Origin of the sequence: Bifidobacterium sp. W8112, from assembly GCF_016101425.1 — a bacterium.
GTDB lineage: Bacteria > Actinomycetota > Actinomycetes > Actinomycetales > Bifidobacteriaceae > Bombiscardovia > Bombiscardovia apousia.
Genome location: NZ_JACFQN010000001.1, coordinates 349,965 through 370,610 on the forward strand (window position 1 = coordinate 349,965; position 20,646 = coordinate 370,610).

The 20,646-nt window shown below is 63.5% G+C and carries 16 protein-coding genes; 1 reads left to right on the plus strand and 15 read right to left on the minus strand.

Going from position 1 to position 20,646, the window contains the following annotated elements:
- Positions 1-80 precede the first annotated feature (80 nt).
- The 10 genes from H3T92_RS01395 to rpoZ all read right to left on the minus strand — a co-directional run bounded on the left by H3T92_RS01395 (position 81) and on the right by rpoZ (position 11,603).
- Positions 81-1,508, minus strand: a complete 1,428-nt coding sequence (locus H3T92_RS01395; protein WP_144085750.1) for a proteasome accessory factor PafA2 family protein — start codon at positions 1,506-1,508, stop codon at positions 81-83.
- A 3-nt stretch (positions 1,509-1,511) separates the two neighbouring features.
- Entirely contained in the window at positions 1,512-1,715 is a 204-nt protein-coding gene (locus H3T92_RS01400; protein ID WP_144085749.1) for a ubiquitin-like protein Pup, read from the minus strand.
- A gap of 24 nt (positions 1,716-1,739) precedes the next feature.
- A complete protein-coding gene (locus tag H3T92_RS01405) occupies positions 1,740-2,576 on the minus strand; it encodes an inositol monophosphatase family protein (RefSeq protein ID WP_144085748.1) in 837 nt (278 codons plus the stop codon).
- Positions 2,577-2,666: 90 nt separating this feature from the next.
- Positions 2,667-4,175 (minus strand): depupylase/deamidase Dop, encoded by a 1,509-nt coding sequence (gene dop, locus H3T92_RS01410; protein WP_144085747.1) that lies wholly within the window; start codon positions 4,173-4,175, stop codon positions 2,667-2,669.
- Positions 4,172-5,749, minus strand: coding sequence for a proteasome ATPase (arc, locus tag H3T92_RS01415; protein WP_144085746.1), 1,578 nt, complete (start codon positions 5,747-5,749; stop codon positions 4,172-4,174). The genes dop and arc overlap by 4 nt, the downstream gene beginning before the upstream one ends.
- A 65-nt stretch (positions 5,750-5,814) precedes the next feature.
- Complete coding sequence (fmt, locus tag H3T92_RS01420; protein ID WP_144085745.1) at positions 5,815-6,789, minus strand: methionyl-tRNA formyltransferase; 975 nt, start codon at positions 6,787-6,789, stop codon at positions 5,815-5,817.
- Between the two features lie 45 nt (positions 6,790-6,834).
- Positions 6,835-7,539, minus strand: a complete 705-nt coding sequence (locus H3T92_RS01425; protein ID WP_045924649.1) for an HAD family hydrolase — start codon at positions 7,537-7,539, stop codon at positions 6,835-6,837.
- Between the two features lie 101 nt (positions 7,540-7,640).
- Positions 7,641-9,944, minus strand: coding sequence for a primosomal protein N' (locus H3T92_RS01430; RefSeq protein ID WP_144085744.1), 2,304 nt, complete (start codon positions 9,942-9,944; stop codon positions 7,641-7,643).
- A 92-nt stretch (positions 9,945-10,036) separates the two neighbouring features.
- A complete protein-coding gene (gene metK, locus H3T92_RS01435; RefSeq protein WP_198189263.1) occupies positions 10,037-11,257 on the minus strand; it encodes a methionine adenosyltransferase in 1,221 nt (406 codons plus the stop codon).
- Between the two features lie 61 nt (positions 11,258-11,318).
- The gene (rpoZ, locus tag H3T92_RS01440; RefSeq protein WP_015022131.1) at positions 11,319-11,603 is read right to left on the minus strand and encodes a DNA-directed RNA polymerase subunit omega; all 285 of its coding nucleotides are present in this window, start codon (positions 11,601-11,603) and stop codon (positions 11,319-11,321) included.
- 178 nt (positions 11,604-11,781) lie between these two features.
- Here rpoZ and ilvD point away from each other — a divergent pair, with 178 nt between their 5' ends.
- Positions 11,782-13,641: a dihydroxy-acid dehydratase gene (ilvD, locus tag H3T92_RS01445; RefSeq protein WP_101432618.1), complete on the plus strand. Its 1,860-nt coding sequence runs from the start codon at positions 11,782-11,784 to the stop codon at positions 13,639-13,641.
- A gap of 79 nt (positions 13,642-13,720) precedes the next feature.
- Here ilvD and gmk read toward each other — a convergent pair whose 3' ends face one another.
- The 5 genes from gmk to efp form a co-directional block, all read right to left on the minus strand.
- On the minus strand, positions 13,721-14,344 hold the full coding sequence (gene gmk, locus H3T92_RS01450; protein WP_144085819.1) for a guanylate kinase: 624 nt from the start codon (positions 14,342-14,344) through the stop codon (positions 13,721-13,723).
- Positions 14,345-14,442: 98 nt separating this feature from the next.
- Positions 14,443-17,817, minus strand: a complete 3,375-nt coding sequence (carB, locus tag H3T92_RS01455) for a carbamoyl-phosphate synthase large subunit (protein WP_144085742.1) — start codon at positions 17,815-17,817, stop codon at positions 14,443-14,445.
- Positions 17,810-19,021 (minus strand): glutamine-hydrolyzing carbamoyl-phosphate synthase small subunit, encoded by a 1,212-nt coding sequence (carA, locus tag H3T92_RS01460; RefSeq protein ID WP_415873693.1) that lies wholly within the window; start codon positions 19,019-19,021, stop codon positions 17,810-17,812. Before carA ends, carB begins: the two co-directional genes overlap by 8 nt.
- Positions 19,022-19,217: 196 nt before the next feature.
- Positions 19,218-19,898: a transcription antitermination factor NusB gene (nusB, locus tag H3T92_RS01465; RefSeq protein WP_144085740.1), complete on the minus strand. Its 681-nt coding sequence runs from the start codon at positions 19,896-19,898 to the stop codon at positions 19,218-19,220.
- Between the two features lie 22 nt (positions 19,899-19,920).
- Positions 19,921-20,484, minus strand: a complete 564-nt coding sequence (gene efp, locus H3T92_RS01470) for an elongation factor P (protein WP_144085739.1) — start codon at positions 20,482-20,484, stop codon at positions 19,921-19,923.
- Positions 20,485-20,646 lie beyond the last annotated feature (162 nt).

Here is a 20,646-nt window from a genome sequence, read left to right on the forward strand (position 1 = left end):
GGGCCCCGGCATCCATCCACGGATGCCGGGGCCCTTCTTTTTACAGCAGACTTGACCGATGTCCCATATGCAAACCATCCCTAGGCATGCGGCTCCGCTGTACCTCTCAGGAAATCCATCAGGGAGTGGTATCGGGGTGGGCCCAGATGGTCGAAGGGGTCAGGCAGGGTTACCTCGACGCGGTGAGAGCCGCCCAGGACCAGGTGGCTCCAGTCGCAAGACCAGGTGCGCGTTCCCCGGTCCGCGGCACGGACGAAATTGCCACGCAGACGGGCCCGGGTATCCTCTGGAGGTTGATCCATGGCGCGACGTATCTCAGAGTCGTCGACCGGCGAGTGCATGAGCCCATGCCTGACCAGGCCAGGGAAGGACCTTCCCGCGCTCAGATCGTGATAGTCCAGGTCCAGCGCCTTGTCCAGATCCCGTCCGGCGCCTCGCCGACTCAGGCCCTGGAGCAACCGCAGCTTGGCGGCCCAGTCCACCCAGTCAGCCAGATCCTGCCAACGCCCCGCATCCAACGCATCCAAGGCCGCTCTCCACAGTTCCAGGGCCCGCAGTGCTTGGGACCGGTCGATGCCTATATCTTCCTGCTGGTCCACCAAGGCCTTGCAGGCCGACCAATAGGCCTCTTGCAGACCCAGAGCGCTGATGCCGCCCGTCTTCGTGGAAGCCTGCAGATCCAGGGTGACCCGGCCAGTCCGATCCCGGCTGACGGCTCGGACCGCTGCACCAGGATCAGCCAGGGCCCAGTCGGCCAGATCCGGCCGTCGGTCCCGGCGGCAGGCTTGCTCGATCAGGTTCAGGACCAGGTGGGTGCTGGCCATCTTAAACCAAGTGACCAAGGGCGACCGGTTGGTGTCCCCAACGATCACATGCAGACGCCGCCATCGTTCAGGATCAGCCAGCGGCTCGTCACGGGTGTTGACCATAGGACGGGCACGGGTGGTGGCCGAGGAGACCCCTTCGTCCAGAAAATCGGCCCGCTGGCTGAGCTGGAACCCATCGGGACTCAGACGACCCGCCCCGGTGATCAGCTGTCGGGTGACCAGAAAGGGGACCAGGCAGGCTCCGATCATGTCCAGGGGGACTCGCCGGTCCAGCAAATAGTTCTCATGGCAGCCGAAGGCATGGCCTTGGGCATCCACATTGTTGGCAAAGAGGTGAACCTTCACCGGCCTGCCCAGGTCCTCCGCCAGGCGTTTCCCGGCGCGCTCCGCAAGGTCGGTCACGATCCGCTCACCGGCCAGCACCTGGGTCAGGGCCGTCAGCGGATCGCGGGCCTCCGCCGTGGCATACTCCGGGTGGGAGCCCACGTCCAGGTAGAGTCGGGCGCCATTGGGCAGATAGATGTTGGTTGACCCGTGCTTCTCAATCAGAGGGCGGAACATGGCCATGGCGACCCGGCCGGCAGCGTAGGGTCCACTGGCGCCGGTCAGGCTCAGTCCGTATTCGGTCTCGATGCCGAATATCCTGCGAAAGTCCGAGTCAGCCCCCTGCCCGTCCGCCATGGATCACTGGCCGCCCTTCTGGACAAAGCCCTGCACATACTCCTTGGCGTTGGTCTCCAGGGTGGTCTCGATGTCATCAAGGACCGCATCCAGGTCGGACTCAGCCGTCTGACCCTGTTTATGCGCCCCGGTCTGCGGCAGATTCTCTTCCTGCTCCTGCCGCTGCCCGGCTGCCACATGCCGTCCCTGCTGGGATGCCTCAGCCATGGTCGCCCTCCTTTCCGGCGCGGATCAGCGCCCGCTCAGATACGTGTTCAAATCCTCGGCGATAAGCCCGTTGGTGGCCACCACGTCGTTGCTGCCCTCCCAGCGCACGTGCCCGCCGTCCCAGCGCCAGAGGGTACCCTTGGCCTCCCGGACCACGACAGCCGCCGCAGAGACAGCAGGGATGTCCCAGGAGTGCAGGGCCGGTTCGAAGTAGGCATCGTAGCTGCCGTCCGCCACCCGGCACAGATCCAGCGAGACCGGACCGACACGCTTGATGTCGGCAGGCTTGCCGGCCATGCGCGAAACAATCTGCAGGACCTTTTCGGATTCGTTGGGGAAGTAGGACATGCCGAAGCTGATCACTGACCCGTTCAGGGTGGTCATCGTGGAGGGGATGATCTTCTCACGCTTGTCGCCCACAATGGTCCGTCGGATCCTGATGGCGCCTTCGCCCTTGGCGGCTAGGTAGGTCAGGCCCAGGACCGGTGCATGGACGATGCCCAGGACCGGTGAAGCGTGGCCCTTCTCGTCCACGGCAAAGAGGGAAATGGTCAGCGTCCACTCGGCCATGTTGCGCACATAGTTGACCGGACCGTCGATGTGGCCCAGGCACCAGTAGCGGCCGCCCGGACGACGGTTGCCGGCCTCCTCCTCCCAGAAGCCGTCCATAGGGTCCAGGGCAGCGATCTTGGTCCGGCAGTAACGAATCAGCCGCGTGTCAATGCCCGGCGAAAACTGGGTGCCCTGGCCGATGGCTGAGGTGGAGCGGGGATCGTGGGGATTGATCTGGTCCTGGAGGGCATGACGGCCGGCCTCCACAGCAATGGTGGCGGCTTGCATGGCCAAATCGCGCAATTCCATACTTCTCTTCTCTTTCAAACGGGTGGTCGAGGCATTGCCAACTGTGGTCCACCGGTGGTCGTCCGGTTGGATATCGGACTGTTTTCTGCGCTATCTGCAGTATATGTCGCGGCCATCCCGGCAGGAAGACCGTGTGTGACCCAGCGGATCGGACAAGTCCACCATCCTGGTTTGAGGCTCCCCCTCCGATCCCTGCTCCTCAAGAATGACACGACTCCAGGAGACGGCTTTGACCGCATCAGGGCAGCGGTGCAGCAGCTGGGAACGGCACCAGGCACGAGTCTGCTCCGGCCCCTGGTCCATGGCCCTGGTGATCTGGTCGGGATCAGCCAGTCGCTGGATAGATCCTTGCAGTCGCCATGGCAGATCACGGCCGGGGTCCACCCGTGCCCAGGCCAGATCCAGCGCCGCCAGACGGGGATCCGACCAGTCGGGCATGGCACGGCGGCGGCGCAGTCGCTCCAAGAGCTGCCACTTGAGCAGCCATTCCAACCTGCCTGCCTGATCGTGCATGGCCAGACGAGCCTCCTCGTCGCCCGAACGCACGGCAGCCAGATCCGCGAGCACCTGGTCCCAGAGGTTCAGAACCCGATCGTCGGCACAACCTGGCCGGTCGATACCCCTTCTGGCCTGGCGGGCCGCATCCAGCAATGCCTTTTGGATGGTCAGCGCATCGGCGAACCCCCCGTTTGCCAAGGCCAGCGGCTTGGTCAGAGCGACATCACGGGAGACCGTGTGCAGGGCCGCCACCGGATCATCCAGCGTCCAGCGATCCAACAGCTCATCGATCTGACGGGTCGAATCGTCCTCGGATTCCAAGAGGCCCAGCAGTAAATCAGTGGTCCCCAGCTTGAGGACCAGGGGCGCATCCAGCCGGTTGGCATCACCCACGATCACGTGGAGGCGACGGCTGCCCGGCCCAGCATGTGACTCGTCCCGGGTATTGATGATTGGCCGCCCGAAGGTGGTCTGCAGTCCAATCCGGCTGGTCAGATAGTCGGCGCGCTGGCTGAGCTGGAAGCCGGCCTCCTCGCTCCTGGGCCCCAGGCCCACTCTGCCCGAGCCGGTGTAGATCTGGCGGGTGACGAAATGAATGGTCATCAGGGCCGCCACCCTGGCGAAGGGCACCGCCCTGTCCATCAGATAGTTCTCATGGGATCCCCAGGCGGCGCCCTTGCCGTCCACGTTGTTCTTGTAGAGAGCCAGACCTCCAGCCTTTTCCGCGGCCTGGGCCATCAAACGGTCACCCGCACGATCCTGAACCAGCGCGTCGAAGGCATTCACCGTTTCCGCCGAGGCATACTCTGGGTGGGCATGATCCACGTAAATCCGCGCGCCATTGGGAGCTGCCACATCGATCAGCCGGGCGCCGGGCGCATCAGTGAGCATGCTCGGAGCGGCAGCGGAACGCGGCAGCCGACCTCCCCTGGCATCATTGACCGGGTCCTCTTCCCCATAGTCCCAGCGGATGTGCGCCAAGGCCGGCTGGGCGGCAGCCCTTACCAGACGCAGAGCCAGAGCACGTGGATCAGCGCCGGGATCCTGGGGGTCGGCAATGGCGTACTCCGTCTCGGTACCCATAACCCGCCCGGCATTCATGATCGCTCCCCTGGCCCGTCTACCGGGCGAACCTCCTGAACCTGCCCGGGGCGCAGTCCTGCCAGATCGGCCCACCGGTCCGGATCCTGTCCGCTGAGCTCCTCCAGAGTGTCCTCGTACTGCCCACGGACCGCCCTCAAGCAGAATCCACGGTCGAGACCCACCTGTCGACCCTGTTCGATGGAGGCCTTGACCGCCATGGTCTTGACCCGATCAACCAGGTTGTGCAGCATGGCGCCGGAGACCACAGACTCCAGGTAGAGCGGCTGCCAGCGGCCCGTGGCATCCATGACCTTGCCCAGCAGGTGGTCATCATCCCGGGCGAAGAGTCCGTCAACCAGCACCTGGATCAGCTCCTCCGGCCCGGCATCATCCTGCATGGGCATGTCGGAGCCCAGGTACTTGCCCAAGATAGCGGCCGACCTGGTCCTGTCGGGCCGATCGATGCGGATCTTGACATCCAGCCGTCCTGGGCGCAGAACCGCCGGGTCGATCATGTCGATGCGGTTGGAGGCGCCGATGACCATGACCTGGTCCAGGGACTCGACACCGTCCAGCTCGGTCAGGAACTGGGGGACGATGGTGGTCTCCACATCCGATGAGATGCCCGATCCTCGGGTGCGGAGCAGGGCATCCATCTCGTCGATGAAGACCACCACTGGTCCACCCTGGCCTGCCAGGCTGCGGGCTCGCGCGAACAGGCGGCGGATCAGCCGTTCCGACTCGCCCACGAACTTGTTGAGCACCTCGGGGCCCTTGACCGACAGGAAGACCCCGTGACCGTCGCTCTCCTGGGCCAGGGCGCGGGCCAGGGCCTTGGCGATCATGGTCTTGCCATTGCCGGGCGGCCCGTAAAGCAGAACACCCTTGGGGGCCTGAAGCCCATAACGACGCATCAGATCGGCATGCTGGAAGGGCAGCTGGACCGCATCACGGATGCGCTCGATCTGCCTGTCCAGGCCGCCAATATCAGAGAAGTCCACGTCAGGAGTCTCCTCCAGCAGCATGTCGGACTGGTCCGACTCAGGCAGCACAGCCAGGGCCATCGAACAGCTTTCGTCCATGAGCAAGGCACTGCCCGCCTCAATGGGCTGGTCCTGCAGAGAGCCCGCACGCGCAGCGACGCGGGTCTGCCCGGAGGGGTCTTCCACCAGCAGAGCACCGGATTCCAAGGTCTCCCGCAGCGTGCGGACCTGCCCGGTCACCGGCTGATCGCCCACACGCACCACCACCATGTCGGCGTTGAGCAGAACCTCCTGGCCGGCCCTGATCCGCTCGGCGTGGATATTGGGCGCCAGGGGCACCACCATCCGACGCGAGCCGTTCAGGATCAGCAGCCGGGCCTGTTGCACCCCCTGGCTGTCGTAGGCCACAGAATCCACCCCCAAGGCCAGGGCGATTGTCAGGGGCGGCTGAGCCAACTGGGCCAGCTGGCTCTTGGCCTTGGACAGCTCTTTCGCAGCCCTGGTCAGCGCCGCAGCCAGCGCACGGTTGCGCCGATCCCCGGCCAGATCCTGGTCATTTGCATCCTCGGCCTGCTCCTTGTCGGCCTGGTCAGCATCATCAGACTGCATGGCTTTCCTCCTTCATTCGCCCCTGGAATCCCCGCATGGCCTGGACAGCCAGCCGGTGGAAGAATTCAGCTGCAGCGGGCCCCGTCTTCCAAGCGAGCGCCACGGGCCCAGTCCATGGCCTGCATGGCGCGCTTGCCGGCAGCCTTGACCACCTGCAGCTCCAGAGGCAGGGTCTTGGTGCCCACCCAGAGGTGGCGACGATCCATTGCCAGCCGACCCGGCTCCAGATGCGAGGGAAGACCAGGCTCATCCCCTCGGGCCGGAGCCGCCCTGAGCACGGTCAGCCCTGTCTGCCTGTCCTGCGGGTCATCGCCTTGCCGATACAGACACCAGGCTCCCGGTTCCGGGCTGCAGGCCCGAACCTGCCGATCCAGGGCAAAGACGGGCACATCAAAACGCATGTGGGCATCCTGGTGGGTGATTTTGGCGGCCACCTGGTAGGCGCCCTGCGTCTGCTCCTTGGGTTGAATCCGACCTTCCGCAAGGGCCTCCAGGCTGGCAGCCAGCAGGTGGGACCCATCCTCGGCCAGGCGATCCAGCAGCTCGCCCGATGTCTCGTGCGGCCCGATTTCCACCGTTGACTGGGCCAGGACGGGCCCCTCATCCATGCCGGCCGTCAGCCTGAAGACCGTGGCGCCAGTGATGGTATCCCCGGCCCAGATGGCCCGTTGGACCGGAGCTGCCCCCCGCCACTGCGGCAGCAGGGAAAAGTGCAGGTTGTACCATCCACCATCAAAGGCATCCAGGACCGGCTGACGCAGGATCCGTCCGTAGGCCACGACGGCCGCACATCTGGCGCCTGTATCCTGCAGCCGCGCCGGAAAATCCGGATCGGATGGATTGTTCTCAAGAACGGGGATCCCCAGCCTGAGGGCCTCAGCCTTGACCGGACTGGGATGCAGATGCCTTCCACGCCCCTGGGGGGCGTCGGGTCTGGTGAGCACGGCAGCAACCCGGAAATGCTCCTGATCGGCCGCCAGCAGTCTCAGCGATGGCAAGGCGACCTGGGGTGTGCCTGCAAACAGCAATGTCATGACCATATCGGCAATCTCCTTTTCATCTGACGGCTTCGGACCTCCGCGCCTTCACTGGACCTGAGGAATGTTCACCCCTGCCTCAATCAGGGCAGTGCGCAGCCCGTAGGGGTTGCTGAATCGCAAGCTGCGGATGCCGGCCTTGTTGGCGCCGACTACATTCATACCCTTGTCATCCACGAAGAGGGTCCTGCCAGCCTGGATTCCGAACTGATCCAGGGCGTACCGGTAGATGGCCGGGTCAGGCTTGCGCATGTGGATGGGCCCGGAGACCACCACCCCGTCCAGCCTATGCAGGAAGGAGTCGCCGTCCCAGGCGTGATGGAAGAGCTCGGCACCCCAGTTGGTCAACCCCCAGACACCCAGGCCTGCCGCCTTCAGATCCTCCACCAGCATGCGGGCACCAGGCACCGGGCCGGCCAGCGAATCGACGAAGTGGTCACAGTAGTAGGCGAACATGGCATCCCAGGGGGATCCGCAGTTGGCGGCCACCCAGTCACGGGCCTGGGCGCAGGTGGCTCCGCCGTCCATCATGTCGTTGGCCCGGTAAAAGCCGGAACGGCTGTCATCCAGCATGGCTTCGATGCTCTTGCGCCCGTACCGGGCCACCATGGCCATCTCGGGCTGCCAACGAATCAGGACGTTGCCGAAGTCGAAGATGACCTGTTCAATGGGCTGACCCTGGCACTGAGCTGCTTCCTGCTCAGCCTGGATCACATCTGCTTCAATCTGGACCTCGCCCGGCCAGCCCTTCATGGCTCTCCGCCTTTCCCGAATTCGTTCATCTGCGCCTCTGCCTGCGCCCCCTCATGAAACCACGCCGCATAGACCCTGCAGATATTCGCTTGGAGCGACAATCAGGTCAGATCCTTGGGATCCATCCGGAAGCGCAACTCCCCTCGCCCGCGGCCGGCCACGTACCTGGCCTGAGCCTGCTTGAGATCATCAGCCAGCTTATCCCTGGAGCTGATGGGTACCCGAACCAGAGCTTGGACCCTATCCTGGGTTCCCTCCAAATAGCCGGCTTTCAGTGTGGATGGCGCCGGTATGGGCACAGGCCCAAGCAGGGCAGGAACAGACTCAGGACCGGCATCGGTTACTGCCTCCTGACCCGGTGCAATCCCGACGGCGTCCAGCATCGAGACGACGGCCTCCCTTTCACCCCATATTGCAGCCATACCGACCGCAGGGGGCATGGCCGTCAGCCGACGATCCTCCAGATCGGCAGCGGCCAGTACCGGCCCCTGCCAGGTCATCAGCGCCTGGGCCAGCTGGGGATCGCATTCCCCCAGCAGGAGCACCTGACCGCCCTGGGCCCGGGAGCGACAGAAGGAGGACACGCGCATCCAAGCTCCCAGGGTATCCATACGCGCATCGACGCCAGGGGCATACAGACTGGTCCAGGCATCCAGAATGGCCACGGCCCGGTATCCTCGCGACAACCGGGGCAGATCCGAATCGTTGGTGCCCTTGTTGTTGCCTTCCATACTCGGGGCGACCACTCTGGGCTCGGCACCTGGAGTGGCGATAACCAGACTGGGACGATCCTGTACACGCTCGACCACCCCGCGGGGCTGACTGGGCGAAGAGATGACGATGGGCACATTTCTGAAGAGCATGCGCAGCTCCTGGGCCGTCCCAGCGGCGCCTACCCTGACCACCCGAAGCCGTGAACCCCCGCAGTCAGGACAGGACCAGTCCGTAGCCGCAGCCCCGCACCAAGCGCATCGGGGCGCGCCAGGCCGCCTGGCCCGCAAAGGTCCGGTGCAACACGGGCAACGAGCCTGATGATGGCAGCGAGCGCAGCTCAGGCTTTCGAAGATGCCATCCTGCGGGATGGACAGCAGAACCGGACCACGCTCCAAGGCTTTGTTGATGACAGCGACGGCGGTATGAGGAACCCGGGCGCCCATGGTCGGGTCGGCCAGATGGCTCAGCTCCTCCCTGTTCAGCCAACGGATCCAGGGCAGCAGGGTCGTCACTGCAGACCGATCAAGTGTCAGAGCAGTGCCTGGACCGGTCACGCCAGAGTCCGCTTCGGTGGCCTCTGGCTGACTCTCCCAGTGAGAACGCACGCTTCTGGCACGCGCCATGGCCAGGAAGACGCCGCCGTGGGCGCGTGCCCGCAACCTCAGCACTCCGCGGGCGTTGGCGTAGGGCATCATCCCATCGGCGTACTGGTAGCTAGCATCGTCCATCAGAGCGAAGAGGGCGGGACCCTCCACCGGGGCGTACATGGCTGCCCGCAGCCCAATAGCGCAGCGGACTTGGCCGGAGGCCAGCGCAAGGTAGGCCCTGTAGCGCTCGGCAGGAGCCATGCCGCTGTCCAGAATGGCGAAATCACCAGACCAGCCGTGAGCCTCCTGTTGACCAGGACCGGCGGCAACAGATGGACCGAAGGGGCGCAACCCCAGCTGCTGAAGGACTGCGGACAGATGGGCCACCTGACGGGTGCCTGGCAGCACCATAACTGCCGACCGTCCGGCCAGCAGGGCACCTATCAGCACCCTGGCAGCCAGGAGTGCGGCCTGGTCCATACCGGGCAGAATGTCGATCAGATAGGCGGTGAACGTATCCTCTTCCAGTGACTGATCCAGTTTCTCCAGCCCCTGATAGCCCGAATCAAGCCTCTGTTTCAGATCCCGCTGCCGCTGGTCCAGCCCGGCCACCCAGGCGGGGTCAGAGGCCAACCGAGGCTGACCGGGAACCAGCTGCTGCTCCTTGTCGATGCGGGCCACACGAGGGGGCAAAGCCAGCCGCAGAATGTTGGCCTCGGTTCCCCCGTAGGCCTTGGCGATAGCAGTGATGTCCGCGCGCAGGGAAGGTGAGATCAGGCTGCGATCCAGCACCACTCGCTCCAGGAAACGCAGGGAGGCGCGGGGAACCTGGCTGTCTGCCACACGTTCCCAGATGATGCCGTTGACCCTGCGCGCTCCGAACCTGACGCGAACCAGGCATCCCGGCTGTGCATGATCGTCCTGGTCCGCATCCACCAGATAATCGAAGGTCCCGCCCAGATGAGTGGCCTGCACGTCCAGCACCACCCGTGCCACAGGGAGTTCATCGGCCGGTCGGCGCGGAGGTTTCTTTCGACTGCTGCTCGAACGACGGCGCGGAGCGAGACCGTCCAGGGCGGGCTGACTGACGTCCTGCGAATCCATGGCTCCTCCCCTCGCTTTTACAATGAAGAGAGCCGCGGCGGATTCCCCAGTCGATGACCCGGGAAACCGCCGCGGCTCTTGATGAACAGCTGCTACCTGGTCATGCCGATGGCGGCCTTGAGCTCGCCCACCTTGTCCACCTGCTCCCAGGTGAAGTCGGGATCCTCCCGGCCGAAGTGCCCATAGGCTGCAGTCTTGGCGTAAATGGGCCTCAACAGATCCAGCTCATCGATGATGGCAGCAGGCCGCAGGTCGAAGACCTCGCGCACAGCCTCCTGGATCTGCTCCCGGCTGACCCCCTGCTCGGTGCCGTAGGTCTCCACGTTGACGCTGACCGGTTCGGCCACTCCAATGGCATAGGCCACCTGGACCTCGACCTTGTGCGCCAGTCCAGCGGCCACGATGTTCTTAGCCACCCAACGCGCGGCGTAGGCGGCGGACCGGTCGACCTTGCTGGGATCCTTGCCGGAGAAGGCGCCGCCTCCATGATGGGCCGCACCTCCGTAGGTGTCCACAATGATCTTGCGCCCGGTCAGTCCTGCGTCAGCCGCGGGGCCGCCCAGAATAAAGGAACCGGTAGGATTGACCAGCACCCGGTAGCCCTGGTGCTCGACGGCCTGGCCGCAGACGCGATCCAGCACGGGCGTGATGACATGCTCCATCAACTGCTCCTGCAGCCAGTCATGACCCACCTCGGGATCGTGCTGAGTGGAGATGAGGACCGTGTCCACCCGGCGGGGACGGTCATCCTGATCGTATTCGATGGTGACCTGGGTCTTGCCGTCGGGCCGCAGATGGGGGATGATCCCCTCCTTGCGCACCTGTGCCAGCCGGAAGGCCAGCTGATGGGCCAGATAGATGGGCAGGGGCATGAGCGTGTCGGTCTCATCACAGGCGTACCCGAACATGACGCCCTGGTCGCCGGCCCCCTGGGACTGGTAACGCTCCTCACGGGTGGCAGCACTCTCCTGGCTGGCCGACAGCCGTTCCACACCCTGGTTGATTTCCTTGCTCTGCTCGCTCAGAGCCACGGTCACGCCGCAGGAATCCGCGTCCAGACCAATTTCTGACGATGTGTAGCCGATCCTGCGCAGCACCGACCGGACCTGGGACTGAATGTCCGTGTAGCCCTGGGATGAGACCTCTCCGAAGACGAAGAAGAGGCCAGTGGCCGCAGAGGTCTCCACAGCCACATGCGAATGCGGATCCTGGGCGATCAGATCGTCCAGAATGGCATCGGAAATCTGGTCGCAGACCTTGTCTGGATGGCCCTCGGTCACTGATTCAGCCGAAATCAGCCGTCGCTCTGTCATTTCATTCACCTTTGTCTAGAAACCGTCACCGTCCGAGGACCCTGCACTGAGAGTCGAAAGCTCAGTTGCCTTCGCTCAGATCGTCCTCGCCCAGGGTCTCTTCAAGCAGGCCCTCATTGATCTCCCGGAAGGCGATGGACAGGGGCTTCTCCTGGTTCTGGTACTCAACCAGCGGACCGACGTTCTGCAGCAGGCCCTCATTGAGCTGTGTGAAATAGGAATTGATCTGACGGGCCCGCTTGGCCGCGAAGATAGAGAGCGCATACTTCGAATCGGCGTGCTTCATGAGGTCGTCGATGGGAGGATTCGCAAATCCCTGCGGATGGGGCTCGGTACCGAATGCCATAAGATGTTTCTCCAATTCAACTGGATGAACCATTCATTCAATCTGAATGATTTTACCGCCCGGGCTCGATTTTAGCCTGGGATACTTCTCTGCTGGGGAAAGCAAGGCGGAAACCTCAGAAATTCCAACATGTGGTCATGTTCGAACCGTTGATGCCTGCGATCACTTGAATAAAACTATGCAGATGCGATCAGCCAAATTAATGAAGGAACGAGAGTTCGCGGGCGCCCGTGCTCTCTATCGTGCCGCTGGCGTCAAGGGTGAGGACTTCGGCAAGCCCATCGTGGCCATCGCCAATTCCTTCTCCGAGTTCGTGCCCGGCCACGTCCACCTGAACAAGGTGGGGCGCCTGGTCTCCAAGGCCGTCAAGGAAGCGGGCGGCATCCCCCGCGAGTTCAACACCATCGCCGTGGACGACGGCATCGCCATGGGCCATACGGGCATGCTCTACTCTCTGCCCAGCCGTGACCTGATTGCGGACGCTGTGGAGTACTCGGTCAACGCCCACTGCGCCGATGCGCTGATCTGCATTTCCAACTGTGACAAGATCACCCCTGGCATGCTCATGGCCGCTCTGCGTCTGAACATTCCCACGGTCTTCGTCTCCGGCGGCCCCATGGAGGCCGGACGGACGGTCATGCCCGACGGGACAGTCCAGGAGAGCACGGATCTGATCGACGTCATGTACGCTTCAGCGGATGACAGCATCGATGATGCGGGTCTGCTGGCCCTGGAGAAGACGGTCTGCCCCACCTGCGGGTCCTGCGCCGGCATGTTCACGGCCAACTCCATGAACTGCCTGACCGAGGCCATGGGTCTGGCCCTGCCCGGCAACGGCACCACCTTGGCCTCGCACACGGCCCGGAAGATGCTCTTCGAGCGGGCCGGCAAGCTGGTCGTGGAGATTGCCAACCGGTACTACCAGGATGATGACGACTCAGTCCTGCCGCGTTCCATCGCCACCAAGAAGGCCTTCGAAAACGCCATGACCATGGATGTGGCCATGGGCGGATCAACCAACACCGTCCTACACATCCTTGCCGCCGCACAGTCGGCGGATGTGGACTTCACCCTGGACGACATCGAGCGCATCTCACACACGGTCCCCTGCATCTGCAAGGCCTCTCCCTCCGGAGACTGGGAGATATCGGACGTCCATCGGGCCGGCGGCATCTGCGGCATTCTGGGTGAGCTGGACCGTGGCGGAGTGCTGCACAAGGACACGCATTCCATCGACTACCCGGATCTGGAGTCCAAGCTCAACGACTGGGACATCATGCGCCCCACCTGCCTGGACCAGGCCAAGGATCTCTACCACGCAGCGCCCGGCCACATCACCTCCCCCGAGCCCTTCAACCAGTCCAAGGAGTGGGAGGATCTGGACACCGACCGCGTCAATGGTGCCATTCACGACCTGGATCACCCGGCCGTCTCCGAAGGCGGTCTGGCCATACTGCGCGGCAATCTGGCCCCCGATGGCTGCGTGGTCAAGACCGCAGGCGTACCCAAGGAGATCTGGAACTTCCGCGGACCGGCCCTGGTGGTCGAATCGCAGGAGCAGGCTGTGGAGGTCATACTCAATGGCACCCTGCACAAGGGCCAAGCCCTGGTCATCCGCTACGAGGGACCCAAGGGTGGCCCTGGCATGCAGGAGATGCTCTACCCCACCTCATTCGTCAAGGGCAAGGGCATCGGCAAGGACGTGGCCCTGCTGACCGACGGCCGCTACTCCGGCGGCTCATCAGGCCTGGCCATCGGCCATATCGCTCCTGAAGCAGCCAACAAGGGCCCCATCGCCCTGATCCGCAACGGCGACATGATCCGCATCGATATCCCCAACCGGCGTGTAGACGTCGAGCTGAGCGATGAGGAACTCGCCCAGCGCCGCGCTGAACTGGAGGCCGGCGAAGGCTATGTGGCCCACAGGGACCGCAAGGTCTCCCTGGCACTGAAGGCCTACGCCGCCTTCGCCCGCTCAGCAGACAAGGGCGCCACCCGCGACCCCGACCTGATCAACCGACTGTCGGGGCTGGACTGATAGACCAAAATCCCCCAATCCGGCTCTCACTCAATTGGGGGATTTTTTGACTCTGCTGAGGCAGAGCCTAGGAAGGTGCTCAGAGGCCGTATTCCTTGGCGATTACCGACCAGAGCGCCTGCGCGGCCTTATCCACATTGTCGTTGACTATGACCTGGTCGAACTGCCCCTCGGAGGCCAGCTCCACCTTGGCGGTCTCCAGCCTGCGGGCCCGCTGCTCCTCATTTTCGGTGCCCCGCATGTTCAGCCTGGTGACCAGGTCTTGGAATGACGGCGGCGCCAGGAAGACGTAAAACACTTCCAGGCCCAGCTCCCCCGCCCGCTGGCGGACACGATGCGCCCCCTGCAGGTCAATCTCCAAAATCGTGGGCACCCCTGCTGCCAAATGATCCAGGACCGGCTGCAACGGGGTGCCATAGTGGGACATGCCATGGACCAGGGCGGTCTCCAGAAAATCTCCGGCTGCCTCCCTGCGGGCAAACTCCTGCTCGTCCATGAACCAGTAGGTGATGCCGTCCTTTTCGCCCGGACGCGGAGCGCGGGTGGTGGCCGAGACGGAGACCCAGACCTCCGGGTGGGCATGACGCAGGGCCGCCTCCACAGTGCCCTTGCCAACTGCCGTAGGCCCCGTCAACACGATCAGCCGGCCACCCGTCTTCCCTGGCCCCCCGGTCTGCTCTCCCGAAGAGTCCTGAATCGACATGTCGGCACCGTTGATCGCTGACACGGCCACTTCCTTTCCTTAAAGGTCACCCTCCGGCCTAGCTGGACCGGAACATGGGTCAATCATATAGCGAGCACCTACCTGGCCTTCTCCAGCTCCAGCAGCCGGGCCGCGTGCTCCTGTATGCTCATGACCTCGTAGTCGTCCTTTTTGACCACATCAATGGCCATCAGAGCGGCTGAGAATTCGGTGATGGTAGTGAACTGCGGCAGATCGGCGGCAATGGCGGCCACCCGGATCAGATAGCCGTCGGAGCGCGAACCCCTGGAGCTGGGCGTGTTGAGGATCATGTCAATGGCCCCATCCTCAATCAACTGGACAGGATTTCGGCCCATATGCCTTACTCCGTCGGCATCTGTGAAGGCCTGACCCGGCTCTTCAGCATCGCTGATCTTGTCGACAACGGCCACATCAAAACCGTACCGACGCAGGACAGAGGCCGTGCCACGGGTGGCGCAGATGCTGAAGCCCTGCTCCAGCAGACGCGCTGCCAACATGGGCAGCTGCCGCTTGTCCGCGTCATTGACCGACAGGAAGACGACCCCGCTGGTGGGCAGACCTCCTTGGTAGGCGGCCAGCTGGCTCTTGGCGAAGGCGTGGGGGAAGTCCCGATCGAAGCCCATGACCTCTCCCGTGGAACGCATCTCCGGGCCCAGCAGAATGTCCACGGTACGACCCACTGGAGTGCGGAAGCGCTTGAAGGGCAGAACGGACTCCTTGACCGCCACAGGCTGGCCGACACGGACCATGCCGCCGTCGCCGACAGGCAGGAGCAGGCCATTGGCTCGTTGCTGTGCGATGGACTCCCCCACCATGATCCGCGCCGCGGCCTTGGCCAGCGCCGTACCCGTGGCCTTGGAGGCGAAGGGGACGGTCCGGGATGCGCGGGGGTTGGCTTCGATCACATAGAGGGTGTTGGCCATGAAGGCATACTGAACATTGATCAGCCCCTGGACCCCGCACCCTTGGGCGATTGCCAGGGTGGCCTGCCGCAACCGGTTGATCTGGTCGTCAGAGAGCGTCGAGGGCGGCAGGGTGCAGGCGGCATCACCGGAATGGACGCCTGCCTCCTCTACGTGCTCCATGATCCCGCCAATATAGAGCTCCTGGCCGTCATAAAGGGCGTCCACATCGATCTCGATGGCATCCTGGAGGAACTTGTCGATCAGCAGGGGCGAGGGCAGGCGGCCAGAGACCACCGTATCGGCCTTGGCTTCCTCCAGGGCGCGATCCACGTAGGTGCCCAGCTGCTGGTCATCGTAGACGATCTCCATGCCTCGTCCGCCCAGCACATAGGAGGGCCTGACCAGAACCGGATAGCCGATGGCATGTGCCGCATCTCTGGCCTCATCCAGGGAAAGAGCAGTGCCGTACCGGGGGGCGTTCAAATGCTCCTTGCTGAGCACCTGGCCGAAGAGTTCGCGGTTCTCGGCCAGGTCGATGGACTCGGGACTGGTTCCCAGAATGGGCACCCCGGCCGCCTTGAGCCTGGCTGCTAGCGACAGGGGTGTCTGACCGCCCAGCTGGACGATGACCCCCTTGACCGGTCCCATGGCTTTCTCAGCCCGGTAGATCTCCAGAACGTCCTCGAAGGTCAGCGGCTCGAAATAGAGCCTGTCCGACATGTCATAGTCGGTGGAGACCGTCTCGGGATTGCAGTTGACCATGATGGTGTCATAGTCCTTGCCCAGCTCCTGGACGGCGTGCACGCAGGTGTAGTCGAACTCCACCCCCTGGCCTATCCGGTTGGGCCCGGAACCCAGGATGATGACTGCCTCGCGTTGGCGGGGGCGCAGCTCGGACTCGTCGGCGTAGCAGGAGTAGTAGTAGGGCGTGACCGCATCGAACTCAGCTGCACAGGTGTCCACAGTCTTGTAGACAGGATGAAGACCAAAAGCCCAGCGAAGCTCCCTGACGACTGCCTCGCCCTGGTCGCCCATGCCACGCAGGTGGGCGATCTGCAGGTCGCTCAGCCCCGATTGCTTGGCCCGGCGCAGCAGGTCCTCGTCCAGGACCTCGGACTGACGCACCTGCAGGGCCAGGTCATTGATCATGCTGATCTGCTCCAGGAACCAGGGATCGATCCTAGTGGCCTGGTGGACCTGCTCAACGGTGGCTCCGCCCCAGAAGGCCCGCTGAATCTGCAGGTAGCGGTGCTCTGTGGGAGTGTGCATGGCCTCCAGCAGCTGGTCCGTCTCGGCCTGGTCGGGCCGGGGACCATCCCAGGAGAAGGTCATATGCCGCTTGTCGATGGAGCGCATGGCCTTGCCCAGGGACTCGCGGAAGTTGCCGGCCAGGGCCATGGCCTCGCCCACGGACTTCATCGAGGTTGTCAGGGTCGTGTCCGCCCCGGGGAATTTCTCGAAGGTGAAGCGCGGGATCTTGGTGACCACATAGTCGATGGTCGGCTCGAAGGAGGCAGGCGTTGAACGGGTGATGTCGTTCTCGATCTCATCCAAGGTGTATCCAAGGGCCAGCTTGACCGCGATCTTGGCGATGGGGAAGCCGGTGGCCTTGGAGGCCAGAGCCGAGGAGCGCGAAACACGCGGATTCATTTCGATGACGATGATCCGTCCGTTCTTCGGGTTGACGGCGAACTGGATGTTGCAGCCGCCAGTGTCCACCCCCACGCCGCGGATGATGGCGATGCCGATGTCACGCATCCGCTGATACTCCCGGTCGGTCAGAGTGAAGACCGGGGCCACGGTGATGGAGTCGCCGGTGTGCACGCCGACCGGATCCACATTCTCGATGGGGCAGACCACAACCACATTGTCCAAGCGGTCGCGCATGAGCTCCAGCTCATACTCCTTCCACCCCTCGATGCCCTCCTCCAGAAGTATCTCATCGGTGGGCGAATAGTGGATTCCTGCACCGGCGATCCGCCTCAGCTCCTCGCGATCATGGGCGATTCCAGAGCCCAGGCCGCCCATGGTAAAGGAAGGACGAACAACCAGAGGGTAGCCCAGTTCGGCAGCTACTGCCTCGGCCTCATCCAGACTGTGGGCGATGCGGGACCTGGCCGACTCGGCACCGGCCTGGTCCACCACCTGCTTGAAGAGCTCGCGGTCCTCTCCCCTGTCGATGGCCTCCAGCGAAGCACCGATCAGCTCAACCCCGTAGCGCTCCAGCACGCCGGCCTTGCCCAGCTCCACGGCAGCGTTCAGAGCGGTTTGGCCGCCCAGGGTGGGCAGCAGCGCATCCGGACGCTCCTTGGCGATGATCCGCTCCAGGAAGGGCAGGGCGATGGGCTCGATGTAGGTGGCATCGGCCATCTCTGGATCCGTCATGATGGTGGCGGGATTGGAATTGACCAGGATGACGCGAATCCCCTCTTCGCGCAGCACCCGGCAGGCCTGGGTCCCCGAATAGTCGAACTCGGCCGCCTGTCCGATGACGATGGGCCCCGAGCCGATGACCATGACCGAATGGATGTCCTGCCGCTTAGGCATGTGCCTTCCCTTCCTTGGCGTCCTGCATCAGAGTGACGAACCTGTCGAACAGGTAGGAGGCATCGTGCGGACCAGCCGCCGCCTCCGGATGGTATTGAACGGAGAAGGCCGGAATATCAAGGCACTCCAGACCCTCGACCACGCCGTCGTTGAGATCGACGTGAGATACCCGGACACGACCATAGCGGCCTTCACCATAGGGTGAGGGCACTGGATCCCCCTTGGGCGCCTTGACTGCGAATCCGTGATTATGGGCAGTGATCTCAACCTTGCGAGTTTTCAGATCCATGACCGGCTGATTGATGCCGCGATGACCGAATTTCAGCTTGTAGGTCTCGAAGCCCAGGGCACGGCCCAGAAGCTGGTTGCCTAGGCAGATGCCGAAGAAGGGCAGCCTTGCATCAAGCACCTGGCGCAGGAGGGCCACCTCCTGGTCGGCCGTAGAGGGATCGCCGGGACCGTTGGAGAAGAAGACGCCATCAGGATTGAGCGAGCGGACGGTCTCCATGGTGGTGCCCACGGGCAGCAGGTGGACCCGGCATCCGCGTTCGGCCAGCCGATGAGGGGTCATGGCCTTGATGCCCAGATCGACGGCAGCCACCGTGCAGAGCGGCTCCTGATCCTGGTACTGACCACAAGGCTCCACCGTGTAAATGTGCTCTGTGCTGACTTCGCCGGTCAGGTGGGAGCCGCCCATGGTCGGCGCCTGTCTGACCTGATCCAAGAGACTCTGGATGCTGGCATCGTCCAAGGCCGAGCCAGAAAAAATACCGGCCCGCATGACGCCCGCAGAACGCAGGTGCCGCACGAGCCGGCGAGTGTCTATGCCGCTGATGCCGACGATGCCTTGGTCGATCATCTCCCCTTGGAGACCGCCAGTAGCCCGCCAGTTGCTGAAAGTGGGACTGGGCTCCCGGACCACATATCCGGCCACCCATATCCGTGACGACTCGCCGTCCTCCCCGTTGACGCCGGTATTGCCGATGTGGGGAAATGTCTGGACTACGATCTGTCTGTCATAGCTGGGATCGGTCAGGGTCTCCTGGTATCCGGTCATCCCCGTGGCGAATACGACCTCACCGATAGTGCTGCCCAGTGCCCCGAAGGCCTTCCCCTTATAGACCTGGCCGTCCTCCAGCAGAAGGATGGCGGAATCGGAGAAACGACGATCGGAGGCGATGGCGTTGGTGTCCTTCAGGTTCACCGAACCCCCTTGTTTGCCGTGGATATTCGCACTCATATTAATGACCCCCATGGATCATGCCGAACGGATTGTTCAAAGAACGGTTGAGCAGCTCTTGCCGCGAGCCCAGCTGATCTCCCGGTCTGCATATGGCAAAAGGCCGACCCGATGCCCTGACAGCCAGCGGACATCGGTCGGCCTTTACATAGATCATTGCTCAGTTTCCTGACGGGTGATCCGCATCCGGGGCCAGTTCCTCCGGCATGGTCAGTTTCAGCTGGTCCAGACTAGGGGCGGACTGATCGGAACCCCCATCTTCAGGTCTGCTCGTTGCCGATTCCGAATCGCTGTCAGCATGGGCATCCCCAGAGGAGACAGACTCTGCGGATGCGACCTCCGCTTTTGCCTTATCTGATTCATCATCCGAAACGTCCGCATCGGCCTCGGCATCAGCCAAGGCAGCGATACGATCGGCTTGCTGACGACGAGCCTGGTGCTCGTCCTTCTCCTGCTCCAGGGCGCTCAGAACGCCGTGAATGAAGGAGGGGGCATCGGCATCCGAGAGGGTCTTGGCCAAGGACAGGGCCTCATCGATGGCCACCTTGTCGGGAACGTCAGGGTTGTAGAGCATCTCCCAGGCGGCGATACGCAGTATGTTGCGGTCGATGGCATGCATGCGGCTCAACGGCCACCGGGTGGAGTGGGTCTGCAGAGCCTCATCGATATCTCGACGATGCTCCGCCACACCCTCAACAAGGGTCACGGCATAGGCGGGCAAAGGCGTCTGCGCCCCCGGCCGAACCTTGCGCTCCTCCAGCAGGGAGAGGAAATCCTGGCTCTTCTCATCGGCCTCATACAGGGTGTTCAAGGCCCGCTTGCGGGCTGTGGAACGTGCCATGGATGTGTGGTTTCCGCCTTGCTCAGTTCTCGCGGCCCAGGTAGGAGCCGTCGCGGGTGTCCACCTTGACCTTCTCGCCCTCGCCTACGAAGAGGGGCACCTGGATCTCGGCCCCGGTCTCCACGGTGGCGGGCTTGGTGCCGGCGTTGGAGCGGTTGCCCTGGACGCCGGGCTCGGTTTCGGTCACGGTCAGCACCACGGATGCGGGCAGCTCCACAGACAGGGGGTTGCCGTCATGGAAGCTGATGATGCAGTCGGTGCCCTCGAGCAGGAAGCGCTCCTGATCGCCGACCAGGGCCTCGGAGATGTTGACCTGCTCGTAGGTGCTCATGTCCATGAAGACGAAGGAGTCGCCGTCCCGGTAGGAGTACTGCATGGTCCGGTTGTCGACGGTCTCGAAGTCCATCTTCATGCCTGCGTTGAAGGTGCGATCCACTATCTTGCCCGAGAGGACGTCCTTGATGGTCGTGCGCACGAAGGCCGGCCCCTTGCCCGGCTTCACGTGCTGGAACTTGATGACGGTCCACAGCTTGCCGTCCAGGTTGATGACCGATCCGTTCTTGATGTCGTTGGAAGTCTGTGCCACCTTGATACCACCTCATTCTGATGAACGTTCCTTCGGAGGGCTCTTGGCCATCTGCCGAAAGCACCGGGCCACACAGGATCCGGCCCGCTCGCGATAAATCCTCGCCTATTATGCCACGGCGCATGAACACCGCAATCGGCTCAGTGGCGAATCTGGCCGGAT

Excerpts from the sequence above, each read along its gene's own strand:
- H3T92_RS01395 (WP_144085750.1), bottom strand. The coding sequence starts at position 1,508 with ATGGCGGACGGGCAGGGGGCTGACTCGGACTTTCGCAGGATATTCGGC.
- H3T92_RS01400 (WP_144085749.1), bottom strand. The coding sequence starts at position 1,715 with ATGGCTGAGGCATCCCAGCAGGGACGGCATGTGGCAGCCGGGCAGCGG.
- gmk (WP_144085819.1), bottom strand. The coding sequence starts at position 14,344 with ATGTCGATTCAGGACTCTTCGGGAGAGCAGACCGGGGGGCCAGGGAAG.
- nusB (WP_144085740.1), bottom strand. The coding sequence starts at position 19,898 with ATGGCACGTTCCACAGCCCGCAAGCGGGCCTTGAACACCCTGTATGAG.
- rpoZ (WP_015022131.1), bottom strand. The coding sequence starts at position 11,603 with ATGGCATTCGGTACCGAGCCCCATCCGCAGGGATTTGCGAATCCTCCC.
- H3T92_RS01430 (WP_144085744.1), bottom strand. The coding sequence starts at position 9,944 with ATGGATTCGCAGGACGTCAGTCAGCCCGCCCTGGACGGTCTCGCTCCG.
- H3T92_RS01405 (WP_144085748.1), bottom strand. The coding sequence starts at position 2,576 with ATGGAATTGCGCGATTTGGCCATGCAAGCCGCCACCATTGCTGTGGAG.
- carB (WP_144085742.1), bottom strand. The coding sequence starts at position 17,817 with ATGCCTAAGCGGCAGGACATCCATTCGGTCATGGTCATCGGCTCGGGG.
- H3T92_RS01425 (WP_045924649.1), bottom strand. The coding sequence starts at position 7,539 with ATGAAGGGCTGGCCGGGCGAGGTCCAGATTGAAGCAGATGTGATCCAG.
- arc (WP_144085746.1), bottom strand. The coding sequence starts at position 5,749 with ATGCAGTCTGATGATGCTGACCAGGCCGACAAGGAGCAGGCCGAGGAT.
- fmt (WP_144085745.1), bottom strand. The coding sequence starts at position 6,789 with ATGGTCATGACATTGCTGTTTGCAGGCACACCCCAGGTCGCCTTGCCA.
- metK (WP_198189263.1), bottom strand. The coding sequence starts at position 11,257 with ATGACAGAGCGACGGCTGATTTCGGCTGAATCAGTGACCGAGGGCCAT.
- dop (WP_144085747.1), bottom strand. The coding sequence starts at position 4,175 with ATGAATGCCGGGCGGGTTATGGGTACCGAGACGGAGTACGCCATTGCC.
- ilvD (WP_101432618.1), top strand. The coding sequence starts at position 11,782 with ATGCAGATGCGATCAGCCAAATTAATGAAGGAACGAGAGTTCGCGGGC.